Below are 16,604 nucleotides of genomic sequence, written 5' to 3'. Positions count from 1 at the left end.
CGGGCACGCCTGATAAACTGACCGTCCACGAGCCCAAGCACTGCCATGCCCCGTTACGAAGGCGATATCCGTCCGCTGCCCGAGGCGCGCTACGCGATCCTGGCGAGCCGCTGGAACCCGCGCATCACCGATGTGCTGGTCGATGGCGCGCGCCAGGCCCTGATCGGCAACGGCGTGCGCGAGGAACAGATCGACATCGTGCGCGTGCCCGGTGCCTGGGAGTTGCCCGGCATCGCCGCTTCGCTGGCGCATGCCCGCAGGCACGCGGCCTTGATCGCGCTCGGTTGCGTCGTGCGTGGCGAGACGCGGCACTACGAACACGTCGCCGACGAATGCGCCAGTGGACTGATGCGCGTTGCCGTCGACTACCGATTGCCGGTGGCCAACGGCGTGCTGGCGGTGGAGGAACATGCCCATGCCGAGGCCCGCGCCGGCGGCAACCTCGGGAACAAGGGCGAAGAGGCCGCTTTGGCGGCGATGGAAATGGCGCACCTGCTGCAGCAACTGGAACACGGCAAGGCATGAAACCGCATCGCAACGATGGCATCGATCCCGCCGCGCGTTCGCGCGCCCGTCGCCGCGCCCTGCAGGCGGTCTACGCCTGGCAGCTGTCGCAGTCGTCGATCGACAAGGTCATCGACCAGTTCCGCCACGAGCAGGACATGGAAGTGGCCGACCTCGAATACTTCGAGGCCCTGGTGCGCGGCGTGGAAAGCAACTGCGCCGAGCTCGATGCCGGGCTCGCGCAGTTCATCGACCGCGGCATCGCGCAGGTCGACCCGATCGAGCGCGCGGTGCTGCGCATCGCCGCCTACGAATTGAAGTTCCGCCCGGACGTGCCGTACCGCGTCGTCATCAACGAAGCGATCGAGACGACGAAGCGTTTCGGCGCCGACCACGGCCATACCTACGTCAACGGCGTGCTCGATCGTGCGGCTTTGTTCTGGCGCGCGACCGAGGCGCAGTCGTCGCGTCGCGGCTGAGCCGCGGCGTGCCGAACGTCCGGCGCCTCGCCCTGATGCATGGGATGACGACGTGGCCGAGTTCTCGCTGATCGAACGCATTCGCGCCCGCGCCGCGACGCGCGGCGATGTGTTGCTCGGCATCGGCGACGACGCGGCCCTGCTGCGCGTGCCGGAAGGGCAGGCGCTCGTCGTCAGCACCGACACGCTGATCGCGGGGCGCCATTTCCCCCGCGAATCGAGCGCGGCGGACATCGGCTGGAAATCATTGGCGGTGAACCTCAGCGATCTGGCGGCCATGGCGGCAACGCCGGCCTGGGCCTCGCTGGCCCTGACCTTGCCGTCGCCCGATGCCGACTGGCTGGACGAGTTCCTCGACGGTTTCCTCGAATTGGCGCAGGCGCATGAAGTCGCGTTGATCGGCGGCGACACCACGCGCGGCGAGTTGTCGATCACCGTGACGGTGCAGGGATTCGTTCCTGCGGACCAGGCGCTACGGCGCTCCGGTGCGCGTGCGGGCGAAGACATCTGGGTCACCGGTTCGCTGGGTGATGCTGCCGGCGCTTTGAAGCAGTGGCGTCAGGGAGGACTGCAATCGGCGAAATTGAGGTATCGACTCGACCGGCCGACGCCACGCATCGAAGCGGCGCTGGCCTTGCGCGGCCTGGCGACGGCCGCGATCGACCTCAGCGATGGCCTGGTGGCCGATCTCGGCCATGTGCTCGAAGCCAGCGGCGTCGGCGCCGAACTCGATCTTGGCCGCCTGCCGACCTCGCGCACGCTGGCCGATCACTATGCCGACGAGACCCTGCGCTGGAACCTGCAACTCGCCGGCGGCGACGACTACGAACTATGCTTCACCGCGCCGCCTTCCGACGCCTTGGCGATCGAGCAGGCGATGGCGGCCTGCGAGACCAGCGCTACCGTGATCGGACATGTGCGGCGCGAGCGCGGCCTGCTGTTGCGTACGCCGGAAGGCGAAGCCTTCGTGACGCAGTCTTCGGGCTTCGATCATTTCGGCGAGGCTGGCGCATGAACGCACCGGCTTCGAAACGCGTCGTGCTGACGCATCCGCTGGGATGGATCGCCAGCGGTTTCGGCGTCGGCTTGGCGCCCTATGCCGCCGGCACCTTCGGTTCGCTGGCCGCGTTGCTGCCTTGGTGGTTCTGGTTGCGTCATCTGCCGCTGCCGTATTACGTCGGCATCGTCGCGCTCGCTTTCGCGCTGGGCGTCTGGGCCAGTCAATGGGTCATCGACCGAACGCGCATCGAAGACCCCGGCGTCGTCGTCTGGGACGAATTCGTCGGCCAATGGCTGGCGCTTGCCTTGGCTCCGGCGGGTTGGATATGGGTCGCCGCGGGCTTCGCGCTGTTCCGCCTGTTCGACATCTGGAAGCCCTGGCCGGTGCGTTGGGCCGATCGCGAACTGCATGGTGGCTTCGGCGCGATGGCCGACGATGCGTTGGCCGGTCTGCTCGCTTGCGGATGCCTGCAATTGCTGGCGCGTTTCGTTCCGCTCTAGAGCAAGGCACCCGCCACGCGCTCGCGCAAGGCCGGCAACACCTCGCGCTCGAACCAGGGGTTGTGCTGGAACCAGGCGATGTTGCGCGGGCTGGGATGCGGCAGCGGGAAATAGCGCGGCGCGTATTCGTCCCATGCGCGGACCGTATCGGTCAGCGACTTCTTGCGTTGCGTGCCCAGGAAGTACTGCTGTGCGTACTGGCCGATGGCGAGCACCAGGCGCACGTCCGTCAACAAGGGCAACAGGCGCGGGTGCCAGGTCTGCGAACACTCCGGTCGTGGCGGCAAGTCGCCGGAAGCGCCGCGCCCGGGATAGCAGAAGCCCATCGGCACGATGGCGACGCGGCTCTCGTCGTAGAAGGCATCGCGATCGATGCGCAGCCAGTCGCGCAGGCGCATGCCGCTGGCGTCGTTCCAGGGAATGCCGCTGCCATGCACGAGCGTGCCCGGCGCCTGTCCGACGATCAACAGCCGCGCGGTCTCGGACGCCCGCAACACCGGCCGCGGTTCCAGCGGCAAGTGCGCCTCGCATAGCCGGCAGGCGCGGACCTCCGCCAACATGGCAGCGAGCGGCGTGGCCGGCGGGATCGGGTTCACGGCGCGGTCGTCGCGGCCAGCAGCGGACGCAGCCGCGCGGCATCGATGCGAACGATGCCGCCATCCCCACGCATGTCGGCTTGCTGCGAAAGCGGGCGGTCGGCCCGGACGGCCGCGCGCGTAGGCAACAGGGCTGCCTGCGTTTCGAAAGCGATCGGTTCGGCTGCACGACCTTCGATCTGGCGATAGAGGCGACCCGCAGCCAGCAGGCTCGCGTCGAGCGCGGGATGCAGGGTCGAATCCGTATACAGCTTCGTTTCCGCGTGCGCTTCGCCGTAGGCGCGTACGTCGGCACCGATGTCCACGGCTTCGGCGCTGGTGGCATCGGCGAGCTTGCGCAGTCCGCGACTGAGTTGGCCCTGCCAGATGGCATCCGGTCCCCAGGTGCCGAACAGCAGTACGCGCATGCCGTGCCGCTTCGCCAGCGCGGCGAACTTGCGATGCGCCGCGACGATCGCCTGGCATTCCGGTTCGCTGCGCGCATTCGGCTTGCCCAGGCAGGCCAACTGGCCGCCGCGCTCCTGCAGTACCAGCACCTGCCAGCGACCACTGGCGATTTCGCCGGCGGCCACGCCGTCCTGCCAGCGTTCGGCGATGCTTCCGCCGGGCGCTGCGATGAGGTCGGCTTCGTAAGAGTTCCTGCCCGGTTGCGCGTTCGCGAGTGCGACGAACAGCGCCGGCAGGTTGTTGACGTAGGTGTAGCTGTTGCCGACGAACAGCACGCGCGTCGGGGCGGCGGATTGCACCTGCGATCCCGTCGGCAGGGCGAACGCCGCAGCGAAAAGCACGATCAGGATCCGGATGATGCGGTGCATGCGATCGCTCCTCAGCCGCCGGCCGGCAGGATCTTGCCTGGATTCAGGATGCCATCGGGATCGAAGACGCGCTTGATCGCGCGCATCGCCTCCAGCGTGGGCGGCTCCAGCGCTTGCGCCATGAAATCGCGTTTTGCCAGGCCGATGCCGTGCTCGCCCGACAGTTGCCCGCCCAGCGACAAGGTCGCGGCGAATACTTCGGCCAAGGCATCGGAAGCGCGACGTTCCTGCGTCGCGTCGTCGGCGTCGTAGAGAATGTTCACATGCAGGTTGCCGTTGCCGGCATGGCCGAAGCAGACGATTCGCAGGGCGTGCCTCTCGGCGATGTCGCCAACGCGCCGCAGCAGATCGGGAATGCGCGAGACCGGCACCACCACGTCCTCGTTGATCTTGCCGCTGGCGATGCTGCGCAGGGCCGGCGACAGGGCTTTGCGCGCAGCCCACAAGGCTTCGGACTGCGCGGCATCGATGGCATCGCGCACTTCCAGGCATCCGTTGCCGGAGGCCGCTTCGCGCAACGCCGCGATCGCGGCATCCAGGGACTGGGCATCGCCGTCCGCCTCGATCATCAGCAAGGCCCCGGCATCGGGCAGCGGGACGCCGCCGAGGTCGCGCGCCAAGCGTACGCAGTCGGCGTCCATGAACTCAAGCATCGAAGGCGTCACCGGCTGCGCCATCAGGCGCGACACGGCCTGCGCGGCGGCATCGACATCGCGGTACAGCGCACGCAACACGCGCCGCTGCGGCGCCACCGGCACCAGGCGCAGGCTGGCCTCGACGATCAGTGCCAGCGTCCCTTCCGAACCGATCAGCAACCGCGACAGGTCGTAGCCGGTGGACGACTTGCTCGTCGCCGCACCGAAGCGCAACAGTTCGCCGTTGCCGGCGACGGCAGTGAGCGCGAGCACGTTGTCGCGCGTCGCACCGTACTTCACTGCGCGCGGCCCGCCGGCATTGCAGGCGATATTGCCGCCGACGCTGCAATAAGGCGCGCTGGTCGGGTCGGGCGGCCAGAACAGGCCGTGCGGGCGCAACGCGAGCTGCAGATCGCCATTGAGCAGGCCCGGTTCCACCACCGCGCAACGATCGCCGGGGCGGATACCGAGGATGCGGTTCATGCGCTCGAAGCCGACCACGACGCCGCCTTCGACCGGTACGCTGGCGCCGGTGGTGTTGGTGCCGCGCCCGCGCGCGACCAGAGGCACGCGACGCATGCGTGCCCAGCGCACGAGTGCGATGACTTCCTCGCGGGTGGTCGGCAAGGCGACGGCATCGGGCAGGGCCTGTCGGCGCGAATTGTCGTAGCCATAGGCCAGGCGTTCGGCCGGATCGTCCAGCAAGGCGCCTTCGCCCAGCAGGGCGCGTAGTTCGCTTAGCGAGGCGGGGTCCATGCGCCGATTCTAGAACCTATCCTGGCGCGTCGCTCGCAAGGACTACAGGTCGTCCATCGTGAACGCGTTGCGGATCCATTCGCATTGCAGGCCATCCGCAGCGGGCGTCGCGGCGACTACGTCGAAACGGCAGGGCGCATCGCCATGGCGCGGATTGGCCGCCAGCCAGGCCTGTGCCGCCAATGCCAGCTTGCGGCGTTTGCCGAGATCGATCGAAGCCGCGGCCCCGCCGAAACGCGGATCGCGACGCAAGCGCACTTCCACGAAGACCAGTGTCGCGGCATCGAGCATCACCAGATCGAGCTCGCCGAACGGATAGCGCGCGTTGCGTTCCAGCAACTTCAGTCCCGCGCGCTGCAGCAGCATGCAGGCGGCGTCTTCCGCCGCCGCCCCCGAGGCCTGTCGCTCAGCGGCCAGAAGTCGATTCCGTGCGCAATGCGCGTTCCGGCGCGGGGCGCGGACGCCCGCCACTGAACACGGCCCAACCCGGGTTGCGTTGCACGGTGCCGAAACTGTCGAGGCTCAATTCGCCGGTCGCGCCACGGAGGGAGAAAGACGGATCGCTGCCGAGCCGATCGAGATAGGCCGCGAGTTGCCAGGCGTCCATGCCGAAAGCGAACAAGCGTTGCGCCGGCCCGCGCGCGCTGGACAAACGCTTGGCCAGGTCGTCCGGGGCGGGCAGGTTCGAACGCTGGTCGAGCAACCAGGGCAGTTCCGGGAATTCGATGCCGTCCAGATCGCCATCGAGACGCGCGCTCGCGCCGCTGAGGATCAGCGAAGTCGACAGGCGGGGCAGCGCCGCCATCGGCGAGGTCTTCAGTTGCGAGGCGATCAGGCGCGCCGCCGGTGCTTTCACTGCGAGGAACACCGCATCGGCGCCCTTGCCGTCCTGCAGCGCCTGCGAGAGGTCGCCGACCTCGTCGCCGACGGTGCTTTCCCCGACGATCTCGCCGCCGCGCGCGCGCAGTTGTTCGCGGAATGCGACCAGCGTGCGTTGCGAACTGTCGTCGCGTTGCACGAACACGCGTACGCGACGCAGTCCGCGATCGACCAGGCGATCGGCCGTCACCAGGCCTTCTTCGTCCGGCGTCAGAGCGAAGTTGATGCTGCCCGGCGCCGTGCTCTGGCCGCGGTTGAGCGCGATCACGCCGATACCGGGTTCATTGCCGTCCAGAAGTCCGTTCACTTCTTCGCGCGCCAGCGGACCGAGGATGAGTTGCGCCCCGTCGGCGGCGGCCTGCTTCGCCGCTTTCTGCGCCCCTGCGGCGGTGCCCGCGCTGTCGTAGAAACGGATATCAGGACGGCGGCGCGTTTCGGCGTAGTACGCGGCGAGGATGCCGTCCCGCACGCTGGCGCCAGCCGAGGCCAGGCTGCCGCTGGCCGGCAACAGCACAGCGAGTCTTTCCGGCGGGCGGTAGCCATCGCGTTCGGCGGCCGGGAAGCCCTGCGTCAGCGCCAGGCCTGAGCGCGGCAACGGGAAGGGCAGGGGCAGGCCGCGCTTGCCGAGTTCTCGCGCGACGAAAGGATAGAGCGGGTCGGACGGATTCATCCCGCCGCTGCGCTGGCTCAGCTGCTGGCTGTCCAGGCGGCCGAGTTGGCGATCGATGTTGCGTGCGCCCGCGCTGCGTTCGCGCGGCGACAACCCCTGCAGCAGCCAGGCTTGTTCGGCGGCTGTTTCGAAATACATGCCGGCCGCCTCGAAGGCGCGGGCGCGCAGCGCATGCCATCGCGTGCGGAGCGCCGTAGGTACGCTGTCGCGCGATTGGCCGAGCAAGGGCACTGCATCGCCGCCGCGTCCGGCATCGATCATGAACTGCGCGCTGAGCATATCGTGCAGGAAGGCGCCGTCGCCCTGCAGCTTGCGCCGGTTCGCGAGCGCCAGCGCCTGCAAGGCCTTGTCCTTGTCACCGGCGCGCTCCCAGGCATCGGCCGCGAACACCAGCGCGCGATCGCGAGCCGGACTGCGCGCGGTGTCGGCCAATGCCTGCCAGGCAAGGGCGGCATCGCGGTACTTGCCGTCGGCAGACAGCGAAATCGCGTTCTGTTCTTCCGGACTCAGAACGACCGACGTCGTGCTGACCGTGGCGCAACCGACGAGGAGCAGGGGGATCAACAGGGCAGGCAGCAGGCGCATGGGGGGCTTCCGGGGCGATACGACTAAGATGATACCCATTCGGACCGACGAGACTCCCATGGCCGTGATTTCTCCCGGCACCCTTTATGTCGTGGCTACGCCGATCGGCAATCTGGCCGACCTGAGTCCAAGGGCCCGGGAGACGCTGGCTGCGGTGGATGCCGTCTGCGCCGAGGACACCCGGCACACCCGGCAATTGCTGGCCGCCTTCGGCCTGGAGCGGCCGCTCGTGGCCCTACATGAACACAACGAGGCCGAATTCGCTGCCCGGCTGATCGCACGCCTGCGTGCCGGCGAGAGCCTGGCCCTGGTCTCGGATGCGGGCACGCCCCTGGTCTCGGACCCGGGTTATCGACTGGTGCGCGAGGCGCGCGCCGCAGGTTTGCGCGTCAGTCCGCTGCCGGGCGCATGCGCGGCGATCGCGGCGCTGTCCGTAGCCGGGGTGCCGAGCGATCGCTTCTGTTTCGAAGGCTTCCTGCCGGCGAAGTCGTCGGCGAGGCGCGAGCGATTGCAGCAACTCGCGCGCGAAACGCGCACGCTGGTGTTCTACGAGAGCTCGCATCGCATCGAGGAATCGCTGGCGGACATGGCGGTCGTGTTCGGCGGCGCGCGCGAGGCGGTGCTGGCGCGCGAACTGAGCAAGCTGTTCGAAACCGTGCTCGGCGATACGCTGGGCGAGCTGACGGCGAAAGTCGCTGCCGACGAGAACCAGCGCAAGGGCGAGTTCGTGCTGATCGTGCGCGGTTGCGAGGACGATGCGGCTGCGCGCCTGGCGGAAGGCCAACGTTTGTACGCGAAACTCGGCGAATACCTGAAGCCCTCCCAGGCCGCGAAGCTGGCGGCTGAACTCAGCGGCGCGCCTCGGAAAGCGCTGTACGGCGGCGAAGCCGGACAGGATTGAGTGCGCGTGCTGCATGCGGGCGGCGTAGCGAACCCAACATGACCTGTACGGATGCTTCTCAGCGAGGCTGCGATGCGCGCGGCCTGATGCTGCGCCTGTGAGACAATCCGCTGTGGCGGAGTCGGCCAGACAACCGCGTCGCGACTCGATCGCGCCGAGGAAAGTCCGGGCTCCACAGAGCAAGGTGCCAGGTAACGCCTGGGCGGCGCGAGCCGACGGAAAGTGCAACAGAAAACAAACCGCCGAACGGCGGTTGCTACCCGCAAGGGCGGTGACCGTGCGTGGTAAGGGCGAAACGGTGGGGTAAGAGCCCACCGCCTGCGGGGCCAACGCCGCAGGGCACGGCAAACCCCACCTGGAGCAAGGCCAAATAGGGGGACGATGGGTTGGCTCGGCCCGTCCCCGGGTGCGCTGCTTGAGCCCTGCCGTGAGGCAGGGCCGAGAGGAATGGTTGTCCACGACAGAACCCGGCTTATCGGCCGGCTCCGCCACTTCTGTCCCCCAACGGCTCCCGGCTGGCCCAAGGCCGGTGGGTAGCGGGCTTGGTTCCGCCCGTCTACCAGCTCCTGGCCTGGCCAGCCTTACTGTCCTCGGCGCCGTTTGCGCAATCCCTCCGGTTCCACGCCCGGGCTGGCGCGCTTTTGACCAGTTCCGCCTCCCTTCCCACCGACCGAGACCGCGGTCACGACTCGGTGCAATGTCGAACGGAAACAAGACTAACCAAACGGTTCTTAAACCAGTCTCTCAAGATTGGTGCAAGACATTGATTCCCAAAGCGAATTTTCCCGATTTTTTGCTTGACAGCCCCCCGACCCAGGACTAACGTGGGCTTCCGAGGGAATTTCGGGTTTTTTGTGGGGATCAGTGGGGAAATGTTTCAGGGCGAAACGGCGATCACCATCGATGACAAGGGCCGCCTGGCTATCCCGGTCGCATTCCGGGAGCTGGTGGCGAGCGCCGGCGGCCGTCTGATCGTGGCCTACAACCCCTACGAAGCCGGCTGCCTCTGGCTGTACCCCGAAGCGGATTGGACCAAGGTCCGCGACCAGGTCATGGCGCTGCCGAACGCGAAGAAGGTGCATCGCAACCTGCAGCTCAAGCTCGTCGGCGCCGCAACGCCGGTCGAGCCGGACGGCAATGGTCGCGTGCTGATTCCCGCCAGTCATCGCAACGCCGTCGGCATCGACAAGAAGGCGGTGCTGCTGGGCATGGGCAACAAGTTCGAACTGTGGAGCGAGCAGGCGCACCTCGCGCAGATCCGTCTGACGATCGCGGAAGACGAGGTCAGCGAGGACATGCTCGATTTGAGGCTTTAACGGTGACGGTCGGGACATCTGTGGAGACGCAGAACCCGAGCCATCTACCGGTGATGTGGACGCAGGTGCTCGATGGCCTGCGCGTGATCGGGAACGGCAGATATCTCGACGGAACATTCGGTCGCGGCGGTCACGCACGCGGCGTGTTGGACCGGCTCGGGCCGGCAGGAAGGTTGTTGGTGATGGACAAGGACCCCGCTGCGATCGCGTGCGCTGCCGAGCTGTTCGGCGACGACGCGCGCGTCGCCGTATATCGGGGTTCCTTCGCCGAACTCGGGCAGTGGAGCGAAACGACCGAAGGATTGGACGGCGTGCTGTTCGATCTCGGCGTGTCTTCGCCTCAGCTCGATCAGGCCGAGCGCGGCTTCAGCTTCGGCAAGGACGGCCCGCTCGACATGCGCATGGACAACGAGTCCGGCGAAAGCGCCGCCGACTGGCTGGCGCGCGCCGACGAGAAGGAAATCGCCGACGTGCTCTGGACCTACGGCGAAGAGAAGCTCAGCCGCAAGATCGCCCGCACGATCGTTGCGCGCCGCGCCGCGACGCCATTGCTGCGCACGGCCCAGTTGGCCGAGCTGATCGCCTCGGTCGTCGGTCGCGGCGATAGCCGCATCCATCCGGCGACCCGCAGCTTCCAGGCGATCCGCATCCACATCAATCGCGAGCTCGCCGATCTCGAACGCGGTCTGGATGCCGCGCATGCGCGCCTGAAGCCCGGCGGCCGGCTCGCCGTGATCAGCTTCCACTCGCTGGAAGACCGCATCGTCAAACAGTTCATCGCGCGTCACGCGAAGGCGCCCCCGGGCAACCGCCGCATGCCGATCGCGCAGGAGTTCCACGCCAGCCTGGTCGACATCGGCGGCGCCCAGCGCGCCGACGACGAGGAAGTGGCGCGCAACCCGCGCGCGCGGAGCGCCGTGCTGCGCGTGGCGGAAAAGACGGGCGGATCGCCGCAGGTGCGCGCATGAGCCCGCGCGTATTCCTGATCGCGCTGTTGCTGATGGCGGCCGTCGGCAGCGCCGTCGGTGTGGTTTACGCGCGCCAGCAACATCGCCTTGCCTATGTCGAACTGACGCGATTGGAACGCGCGCGTGACGAACTGAACATGGAATTCGGCCGCCTGCAGCTCGAGCAGGCGACGTGGTCGGAAACCAATCGCATCGAACAGGCCGCGACCGAGCGCCTCGGCATGGCTTTCCCGCAGGACGCCGACGTGGTGGTGCTCAAACCATGAAGACCCGCGCCCGTCCTTACGACTTGAAAGTGCGCCTCACCGCGCTGGCCGGCGTGCTTGGCCTGTGCGGCGTGGTGCTGGTCGGTCGCGCCGCGCAGATGCAGCTGCTGAACAAGGATTTCTACCAGCACCAGGGCGAGGCGCGTTTCCTGCGCGAGATCCCGATTCCGACCTCGCGCGGCATGATCATGGACCGCAATGGCGAGCCGCTCGCCGTGTCCACGCCGGTCGAGTCGGTCTGGGCCAATCCGCAGGAGCTACTGCAGCACCCGGAACGCCTGCCGGAACTGGCCAAGGCGCTCGGCATTCCGCAAGACGTGCTGACCCAGCGCGTCGCGCAGCGCTCGGACAAGGAATTCGTTTACCTGCGTCGGCACATCAACCCGGACGATGCGCAGGCCGTGGTCGCGCGCGGCATTCCCGGTGTTTATGCGCAGCGCGAATTCCGCCGGTTCTATCCGCATGGCGAGGTGATGGCGCATGCTCTGGGCTTCACCAATATCGACGACCGCGGGCAGGAAGGCCTTGAGCTGGCGTTCGACGGTTGGCTGACCGGCAAGCCGGGCGCGCAGAAGATCATCCGCGATCGGCGTGGCCGCATCGTCGAGAACGTCGACCTGGTCCGCGCGGCCGAACCGGGCAAGGACCTGACGCTGTCGATCGACCGGCGCATCCAGTACCTGGCCTACCGAGAACTCAAGAGCGCGCTGTTGGCCAACCAGGCATCGAGCGGCTCGGTGGTGGTGCTCGACATCCCGACCGGCGAAATCCTCGCCATGGTGAACCAGCCCGCCTACAACCCGAACGCGCGCGAGGCTGCGATTCCCGGCACGCATCGCAACCGCGCGCTGACCGACGTGGTCGAGCCGGGTTCGGTGATCAAGGCGTTGACCGTCGCGGCCGCGCTGGAAAGCGGCGTCGACTCGAACGTCGTCGTGCCGACGACGCCCCTGGTGGTCTCCGGTCACCCGATCCGCGACGTGCACGACTACGGTCCGGTCACGCTGGAGCGCTTGCTGCAGAAGTCCTCGAACATCGGCGCCAGCCGGCTCGCGCTCAACATGAGCAACGAGCACTTCTACGACGTGCTGCATCGCTTCGGGTTCGGACAGAACACTGGCTCGGGTTTTCCCGGCGAATCGGCCGGCGTGCTGGCGCCGCCGCGCAGCTGGGGCCAGCTCGAGAAGGCGACGATCTCCTATGGTTACGGCCTGTCTGTCACGCCGTTGCAGATCGCGCAGGCCTACGCCGCGCTCGGCAACGACGGTCGGCTGATGCCGCCGACCTTCGTCAAGGGCGGCGGCAGCAGCGGTCGGCAGGTGCTCGATCCGCGCATCGCGCGCGAAGTACTCGGTATGCTGGAAAGCGTCACCAAACCGGGCGGCAGCGCCACGCGCGCGGCCGTCACCGGTTACCACGTCGCCGGCAAGACCGGCACCTCGCGCAAGTTCACTCGCGGCGGTTACGAGAAGAAGTACATCTCGCTGTTCGCTGGCGTCGTGCCGATGGACCATCCGAAATTCGCGATGGTCGTCGTCATCCACAACCCGAGCGGTCGCGACTACTACGGCGGCCTGGTTTCCGCGCCGGTCTTCCACAACGTGATGGATGGCGCGCTGCGCCTGATGGATGTGCCGCCCGACCATGTCGAGCAGTGGTACGCCAGCGAACCGGTGGCGAATGCGCCGCAGGCCGCCACCACCCCCGCGACCGCACCGATGGAGGCGCAGGATGCCGCCGCCACGCCGACGGGAGTGGCGCAATGAGCCGCGCCCTGCGCCTGCACGAATGGCTGGACGGCGAAGTTTCGCCGCTGCCTGCCTTCGATCCGTTGCTGCACGAACTCAGTGCCGATAGCCGCGAGCTGGGCGAGGGCGATGTCTTTGTCGCGCTGGCCGGCGCGACCACGCACGGCCTGCGCCATGCAGACAAGGCGCAGGCGGCGGGTGTCGCCGCCATGGTCTACGAAACGCCGATTCCCGAAGGCGTAATCGCGCCGGGGAACGCCATCGCGATCTCCGGCTTGCGCGCGAAGCTCGGCCACTTGGCCGACAAATTCTATTCGTCGCCGTCGAAAGCGCTGGCGATGACGGGCGTTACCGGCACCAACGGCAAGACCTCCACCGTGCAACTTATCGCCCAGGCGCTGCATGCCGATGGCGCCATTGTCGGCAGCATCGGTACGCTGGGCACGGGCCTGCATGGCCGCCTTGTCGCTGGCGAACGCACCACTCCCGACGTGGTCAGCGTGCATCGTCTGCTGGCGAAGATGCGCGACGCAGGCGCGACCCACGTGGCGATGGAAGTCTCGTCGCACGCGCTCGAGCAGGGCCGCGTCGACGATGTCGCCTTCAAGGTGGCGGTCTTCACCAACCTCACGCGCGACCATCTCGATTTCCACGGCACGATGGAAGCCTACGGTGCGGCGAAGGCGAAGCTGTTCGCCTGGCCGACGCTGCAAGCCGCGGTGGTGAACCTGGACGATGCCTTCGGCGCCGAGTTGCTGGGTAACGTGGATGCCGGCGTTCGCCGCATCGGCCTGAGCTCACGCGGGCACGCCGATGCCACGCTGCATGCGGACGAGCCGCAGCTTTCGCCTGAAGGGATTCGTTTCGCCCTGCGCGAAGCCGGCGAAGCCCACTCGGTGAGATCGCCCCTGTTGGGCCGCTTCAATATCGACAATCTGCTCGCTGTGGCCGGCGCGCTGCGTGCCCTCGGCTGGCCCCTGGAAAAAGCGGCTCGCGTGCTGCCCTCGTTGCTGCCGGTCGGCGGCCGCATGAGCCGCGTCGGCGGCGAACGCGGCCAGCCGCTGGTCGTGGTGGACTATGCGCATACGCCCGATGCCCTGGAACAGGCGCTGGCTAGCCTGCGCGAGCACCGGCCGCGCCGCCTGACTTGCGTCTTCGGCTGCGGCGGCGATCGCGATCGCGGCAAGCGGCCGCAGATGGCGGCGATTGCCGAGCGCGGCGCCGACCGGGTGATCGTGACCGACGACAATCCTCGCAGCGAGGAGGGCGATGCCATCGTCGCCGACATTCTCGCCGGCTTTGCCAACGCTTCCGGCGTCGAGGTGCAGCGGGATCGCGCGCTCGCCATCGCGCTTGCGTTGCGGGGCGCGGGAAGCGACGACATCGTGCTGGTAGCCGGTAAGGGCCACGAAAACTACCAGGAGATCGCGGGCGCGCGCCATGCGTTCGACGACCTGGCCGTGGCGCGGCATTTGTTGGGGGAGCGGGAATGACTTCCTCATGCCTCCGCGATCAATACGGGATTGGCCCATGAAGCCCGTCCTGCTTTCCACGGTAGCCCATTGGTGCGAAGGCCGCCATCTCGGCGATGACGTGGCCATCAGCTCCGTTAGCACCGATACCCGCACGATCGCGTCCGGCGCCTTGTTCGTGGCGCTGCGCGGCGAAAATTTCGACGCGCACGACTTCGTCGCCGAGGCGCAGACGCGTGGCGCCGCCGCTCTGCTGCTGCATCACGACGTCGAGACCGATCTTCCGCGCGTGCTTTGCGCCGATACCCAGGAAGCGCTGGGCGAATTCGCCGCCGGCATGCAGCACTCGCGCCGCGCCGTCGTCGTCGCCCTGACCGGCAGCAACGGCAAGACCTCGGTCAAGGCGTTGACGCAAGGCATCCTGTCGCGGACGGGGCGGACCTACTTCAATCCCGGCAACCGCAACAACGAGATCGGCCTGCCGCTGGCCGTGCTCGATGCGCCGGAAGACGCCGAGTTCGCCATCTACGAAATGGGCGCCGGCAAACCCGGAGACATCGCCTATCTGACCAGCATCGTTCCGCCGCAGGTCGCGCTGGTGAACAACATCGCGCCGGCGCACATGGAGCGCATGGGCAGCCTGCTGGGCATCGCCGAAACCAAGGGCGCGATCTACGAGGCCCTGCCGGACGACGGCGTGGCCGTGATCAACGCCGACGATGCCTTCGCGCCGTACTTCGCCGGCATCGTCGGCGCTCGCCGCAGCTTCCGTTTCGGCATCGAGAACGACGCCGACATCCGCGCCAGCCGAATCGTCACGGAGGCCGACGCTTCCCGCTTCCTCTTGCATACGCCTGCCGGCAGCGAAGAAATCGCGCTTCCGCTGCCCGGGCGGCATAGCGTGATGAACGCACTGGCCGCCGCCGCGATGTCGCTGGCGGCCGGCGCGCCCTTTTCGGCCATCGTCGAAGGCTTGCGGCATGCCGAGCCGGTGAAGGGCAGGCAGATCGCCCATGCGCTGGGCAATGGGGCCATCGTCATCGACGACAGTTACAACGCTAATCCCGGTTCCGTTTCCGCCGCCATTGCCACGCTCGCGCCGCATGGCGCCAGTGCGTGGCTCGTGCTCGGCAATATGGCCGAACTCGGCGAAACCGCGCCGGCGCTGCATGCCGACATCGGCCGGCAGGCGAAGCGCGCCGGCCTCGGTCGCGTGTTGACGCTGGGCGAGCTCGCGCGTGAAGCCAGCGCTGCGTTCGGCGAAGGCGGAAGGCACTTCGAATCGCAGGAGGCGCTGATCGCGTCCCTGTCGACGGAGCTGCGCGGAGGAGTGCGCTGCCTGGTGAAGGGTTCGCGTTCGAGCGCGATGGACAAGGTGGTCTCGGCCTTGCTCGATCAAAACAACAATAAGAAAACGGAGGGGACCGGCCATGCTGCTTGAACTGGCCCGCTTGCTGCAGGCCTGGGCGCGATTCTTCGCGCTGTTCGACTACATCACGATGCGCGCGATCCTCAGCGCGCTGACGGCGCTCGCCCTGTCGCTATGGCTCGGCCCGACCGTCATCGAGCGCCTCTCGCGGCTGAAGGGCGGCCAGCCGATCCGCAAGGATGGCCCGCAATCGCATTTCTCCAAGGCGGGCACGCCGACGATGGGCGGTGCGCTGATCCTGCTGACGATCACGCTGGCTACGCTGCTGTGGGGCGACCTGCGCAACCGTTATGTCTGGATCCTGTTGTCCGTGCTCGTGGCTTTCGGTGCGATCGGCTGGCTCGACGACTGGATCAAGATCGTCAAGCGCGATCCGAACGGGCTGAAGTCGCGACACAAGTACGCTCTGCAGTCGGTGTTCGGACTGGCGGCGGCGATCGCGCTGTACATGAGCGCGGACGTGCCGGCGGCGACGACGCTCTATCTGCCCTTGTTGAAGAATTTCGCGTTGCCGCTCGGCGCGGGCTTCGTAGTACTGGCCTATTTCTGGATCGTCGGTTTCTCCAATGCCGTCAACCTGACCGACGGCCTGGACGGCCTGGCGATCATGCCGACGGTGCTGGTCGCCGCCGCGCTCGGCGTCTTCGCCTATGCCTCGGGCCACGCGCAGTTCTCGCAGTACCTGCAGATTCCGGCGATTCCCGGCGCCGGCGAGTTGACCATCTTTTGCGCCGCCATCGCGGGCGCCGGACTCGGATTCCTCTGGTTCAACACCTATCCGGCCATGGTCTTCATGGGCGACATCGGCGCATTGGCGCTGGGCGCCGCGCTTGGCACGATCGCCGTAATCGTGCGCCAGGAGCTCATCCTGGTCGTGATGGGCGGCATCTTCGTCATCGAGACGCTCTCGGTGATGATCCAGGTGGCCAGCTTCAAGCTGACCGGTCGGCGCGTGTTCCGCATGGCGCCCATCCACCACCACTTCGAGCTCAAGGGCTGGCCGGAGCCGCGCGTGATCGTGCGCTTCTGGATCATCTCGGTGGTGCTGGTGCTCGTCGGCCTCGCGACCCTCAAGGTGCGCTGAA

At 67.6% G+C, this 16,604-nt stretch carries 17 protein-coding genes and 1 other RNA gene; 13 read left to right on the top strand and 5 right to left on the bottom strand.

Going from position 1 to position 16,604, the window contains the following annotated elements; translation table 11 throughout:
* The first annotated feature begins 45 nt into the window (after positions 1-45).
* Genes ribH through QM707_RS08620 form a run of 4 tightly spaced genes read left to right on the top strand, consistent with a single transcriptional unit; the run spans position 46 to position 2,483 of the window.
* Positions 46-525 carry a 6,7-dimethyl-8-ribityllumazine synthase gene (gene ribH / locus QM707_RS08635; protein WP_415001443.1) on the top strand — a complete coding sequence of 160 codons (480 nt, stop codon included), beginning with the start codon at positions 46-48 and terminating at the stop codon, positions 523-525.
* Positions 522-983 (top strand): transcription antitermination factor NusB, encoded by a 462-nt coding sequence (gene nusB, locus QM707_RS08630; RefSeq protein ID WP_415001442.1) that lies wholly within the window; start codon positions 522-524, stop codon positions 981-983. Before ribH ends, nusB begins: the two co-directional genes overlap by 4 nt.
* A 52-nt stretch (positions 984-1,035) precedes the next feature.
* On the top strand, positions 1,036-1,998 hold the full coding sequence (gene thiL, locus QM707_RS08625) for a thiamine-phosphate kinase (RefSeq protein ID WP_415001441.1): 963 nt from the start codon (positions 1,036-1,038) through the stop codon (positions 1,996-1,998).
* Positions 1,995-2,483, top strand: coding sequence for a phosphatidylglycerophosphatase A (locus tag QM707_RS08620; RefSeq protein WP_415001440.1), 489 nt, complete (start codon positions 1,995-1,997; stop codon positions 2,481-2,483). Before thiL ends, QM707_RS08620 begins: the two co-directional genes overlap by 4 nt.
* Here the strand turns inward: QM707_RS08620 and QM707_RS08615 are convergent.
* The 5 genes from QM707_RS08615 to QM707_RS08595 are packed head-to-tail and all read right to left on the bottom strand — an operon-like array spanning position 2,480 to position 7,419.
* On the bottom strand, positions 2,480-3,079 hold the full coding sequence (locus QM707_RS08615) for a uracil-DNA glycosylase family protein (protein WP_415001439.1): 600 nt from the start codon (positions 3,077-3,079) through the stop codon (positions 2,480-2,482). The two genes, QM707_RS08620 and QM707_RS08615, sit on opposite strands and share 4 nt — an antisense overlap.
* Positions 3,076-3,894 (bottom strand): hypothetical protein, encoded by an 819-nt coding sequence (locus QM707_RS08610; protein ID WP_415001438.1) that lies wholly within the window; start codon positions 3,892-3,894, stop codon positions 3,076-3,078. Before QM707_RS08610 ends, QM707_RS08615 begins: the two co-directional genes overlap by 4 nt.
* 11 nt (positions 3,895-3,905) lie before the next feature.
* Complete coding sequence (locus QM707_RS08605) at positions 3,906-5,285, bottom strand: FAD-binding oxidoreductase (protein WP_415001437.1); 1,380 nt, start codon at positions 5,283-5,285, stop codon at positions 3,906-3,908.
* Positions 5,286-5,327: 42 nt separating this feature from the next.
* The gene (locus QM707_RS08600) at positions 5,328-5,702 is read right to left on the bottom strand and encodes a YraN family protein (protein WP_415001831.1); all 375 of its coding nucleotides are present in this window, start codon (positions 5,700-5,702) and stop codon (positions 5,328-5,330) included.
* On the bottom strand, positions 5,692-7,419 hold the full coding sequence (locus QM707_RS08595; protein ID WP_415001436.1) for a penicillin-binding protein activator: 1,728 nt from the start codon (positions 7,417-7,419) through the stop codon (positions 5,692-5,694). Before QM707_RS08595 ends, QM707_RS08600 begins: the two co-directional genes overlap by 11 nt.
* A 64-nt stretch (positions 7,420-7,483) precedes the next feature.
* Between QM707_RS08595 and rsmI the strand changes: the two genes are divergently transcribed.
* The 9 genes from rsmI to mraY all read left to right on the top strand — a co-directional run bounded on the left by rsmI (position 7,484) and on the right by mraY (position 16,603).
* Entirely contained in the window at positions 7,484-8,320 is an 837-nt protein-coding gene (rsmI, locus tag QM707_RS08590) for a 16S rRNA (cytidine(1402)-2'-O)-methyltransferase (protein WP_415001830.1), read from the top strand.
* A gap of 117 nt (positions 8,321-8,437) precedes the next feature.
* Positions 8,438-8,811, top strand: an RNA gene (gene rnpB, locus QM707_RS08585) — RNase P RNA component class A.
* A gap of 381 nt (positions 8,812-9,192) precedes the next feature.
* Entirely contained in the window at positions 9,193-9,636 is a 444-nt protein-coding gene (gene mraZ, locus QM707_RS08580; protein WP_415001435.1) for a division/cell wall cluster transcriptional repressor MraZ, read from the top strand.
* A gap of 20 nt (positions 9,637-9,656) precedes the next feature.
* Positions 9,657-10,604, top strand: a complete 948-nt coding sequence (gene rsmH / locus QM707_RS08575; RefSeq protein WP_415001434.1) for a 16S rRNA (cytosine(1402)-N(4))-methyltransferase RsmH — start codon at positions 9,657-9,659, stop codon at positions 10,602-10,604.
* Positions 10,601-10,870, top strand: coding sequence for a cell division protein FtsL (ftsL, locus tag QM707_RS08570; RefSeq protein WP_415001433.1), 270 nt, complete (start codon positions 10,601-10,603; stop codon positions 10,868-10,870). The genes rsmH and ftsL overlap by 4 nt, the downstream gene beginning before the upstream one ends.
* Positions 10,867-12,636: a peptidoglycan D,D-transpeptidase FtsI family protein gene (locus QM707_RS08565; RefSeq protein ID WP_415001432.1), complete on the top strand. Its 1,770-nt coding sequence runs from the start codon at positions 10,867-10,869 to the stop codon at positions 12,634-12,636. Before ftsL ends, QM707_RS08565 begins: the two co-directional genes overlap by 4 nt.
* Entirely contained in the window at positions 12,633-14,111 is a 1,479-nt protein-coding gene (locus tag QM707_RS08560) for a UDP-N-acetylmuramoyl-L-alanyl-D-glutamate--2,6-diaminopimelate ligase (protein WP_415001431.1), read from the top strand. Before QM707_RS08565 ends, QM707_RS08560 begins: the two co-directional genes overlap by 4 nt.
* Before the next feature lie 37 nt (positions 14,112-14,148).
* Positions 14,149-15,531 (top strand): UDP-N-acetylmuramoyl-tripeptide--D-alanyl-D-alanine ligase, encoded by a 1,383-nt coding sequence (locus QM707_RS08555; RefSeq protein ID WP_415001430.1) that lies wholly within the window; start codon positions 14,149-14,151, stop codon positions 15,529-15,531.
* Positions 15,521-16,603 (top strand): phospho-N-acetylmuramoyl-pentapeptide-transferase, encoded by a 1,083-nt coding sequence (gene mraY, locus QM707_RS08550; RefSeq protein WP_415001429.1) that lies wholly within the window; start codon positions 15,521-15,523, stop codon positions 16,601-16,603. Before QM707_RS08555 ends, mraY begins: the two co-directional genes overlap by 11 nt.
* The last annotated feature ends 1 nt before the right edge of the window (position 16,604 follow it).

The organism is Arenimonas sp. (assembly GCF_047602345.1).
In the GTDB taxonomy this organism is placed as follows: Bacteria; Pseudomonadota; Gammaproteobacteria; order Xanthomonadales; family Xanthomonadaceae; genus Arenimonas.
This window is presented reverse-complemented; position numbering and strand designations above follow the sequence as displayed.